Annotated in this window: 2 protein-coding genes; both read left to right on the top strand. The window is 62.6% G+C overall.

Annotated elements, in window-relative coordinates:
- The coding region (gene lon / locus A6M56_RS11585; RefSeq protein ID WP_286758144.1) for an endopeptidase La at positions 1-1,294 on the top strand (1,294 nt) is incomplete at its 5' end.
- A 158-nt stretch (positions 1,295-1,452) separates the two neighbouring features.
- On the top strand, positions 1,453-1,725 hold the full coding sequence (locus tag A6M56_RS11580) for an HU family DNA-binding protein (RefSeq protein ID WP_045786897.1): 273 nt from the start codon (positions 1,453-1,455) through the stop codon (positions 1,723-1,725).
- The last annotated feature ends 129 nt before the right edge of the window (positions 1,726-1,854 follow it).

Below are 1,854 nucleotides of genomic sequence, written 5' to 3'. Positions count from 1 at the left end.
GACGAACCGCAAGTTCGTGCGCATGGCGCTGGGTGGCGTGCGCGACGAGGCCGAAATTCGCGGCCACCGCCGTACGTACATCGGGTCGATGCCGGGCAAGATCCTGCAGAGCCTGACCAAGGTCGGCGTGCGCAATCCGCTGTTCCTGCTCGACGAGATCGACAAGATGGGTGCGGATTTCCGCGGCGACCCATCGTCGGCCCTGCTCGAAGTGCTGGACCCGGAACAGAACCACACGTTCCAGGATCATTACATCGAGGTGGACTTCGACCTGTCGGACGTGATGTTCGTGGCAACGTCGAACTCGCTGAACATCCCGGCGCCGCTGCTCGACCGGATGGAAGTGATTCGCCTGTCGGGCTACACGGAAGACGAGAAGGTCAACATCGCCCGCCGCTACTTGCTGCCCAAGCAGGTCAAGAACAATGGTCTGAAGACCGGCGAGATCGAGGTGACCGAAGCCGCGTTGCGCGACATCATCCGCTATTACACGCGGGAAGCCGGCGTGCGCTCGCTCGAGCGCGAGGTCTCGAAGATCTGCCGCAAGGTCGTCAAGCAGTTGTTGCTGAAGAAGGAAGCCGCCACGTCCGTGAAGGTGGATTCGGACAACCTGGACAAATTCCTCGGCGTGCGTCGCTTCGACTTTGGTCTGGCCGGCAAGGAAGATCAGGTCGGCCAGGTGACCGGCTTGGCATGGACGGAAGTGGGCGGCGATCTGCTGACCATCGAAGCCGCGCTGATGCCGGGCAAGGGCAACATCACCCGCACCGGTTCGTTGGGCGACGTGATGAAGGAGTCGGTGGAGGCTGCGCGCTCGGTGGTGCGTTCGCGTTCGGCGCGCCTGGGTATCAAGGATGAGATGTTCGAGAAGCGCGACATCCACATCCACGTGCCCGAAGGTGCGACGCCCAAGGACGGCCCGTCGGCAGGTATTGCGATGACGACGGCGCTGGTGTCGGTGCTGACCGGGATTCCGGTGCGCGCTGATGTGGCAATGACCGGCGAAATCACGCTGCGCGGCGAGGTGTTGCCGATCGGTGGCCTGAAGGAAAAGCTGCTGGCGGCTCACCGTGGTGGCATCAAGCTGGCACTGATTCCGGAAGAGAACGTCAAGGACCTGGCCGACATTCCGGACAACGTGAAGAACAGCATCGAGATCCAACCCGTACGGTGGATCGACAAGGTGCTGGAGCTCGCGCTGGTGCGCAAGCCCGAGCCGCTGCCCGAAGAGGAAGCCAAGCCGGCGCCCGCGAAGAGCGACGACGGCAAGGCGCAGGAGATGGTGCACCACTGACAACTCCAGCGTGTAGCGATTGAAAAAGGGCCCGACATGTTCGGGCCCTTTTTCTTTGTCGGGCGGCGGTGCGGTGTAGGCAGTTCTTCGCCTTGACACGTCGATAGGCGGCCACTTTAATGAATCCACACTGAGCGGGTGTTCGGGGAGGTGGCACGATGAACAAGACAGATCTGATCGACCATGTGGCGGCACAGACTGACATGTCAAAGGCTGCCGCCGGGCGCGCCATCGACGCGTTGATCGGCGGGATCAAGGACGCGTTGTGTGACGGCGGATCCGTCACGCTGGTCGGGTTCGGGACATTCCTGGTCGGCAAACGGTCTTCCCGCAACGGGCGCAACCCGCGCACGGGGGCCGCCATCACCATCGAGGGCGGCAAGGTTGCGAAATTCAAACCTGGCAAAGCGCTGAAAGATGCGCTAAACTAGCGGGCTTTGGTGCTTGCGGCTCGGGTGACAACGAACGCATGCGCCGGACAGTCCGGCTTGCGCCGGCAGTGCGAACGGGTGCTTAGCTCAGTTGGTAGAGCGGCGCCCTTACAAGGCGTAGGTCGGGAG

This window comes from Ralstonia sp. RL (genome assembly GCF_001683835.1).
GTDB lineage: Bacteria > Pseudomonadota > Gammaproteobacteria > Burkholderiales > Burkholderiaceae > Ralstonia > Ralstonia mannitolilytica.
The sequence above is the reverse complement of the archived record's forward strand: the minus strand, read 5'-3'. Positions and strand labels throughout refer to the sequence as shown.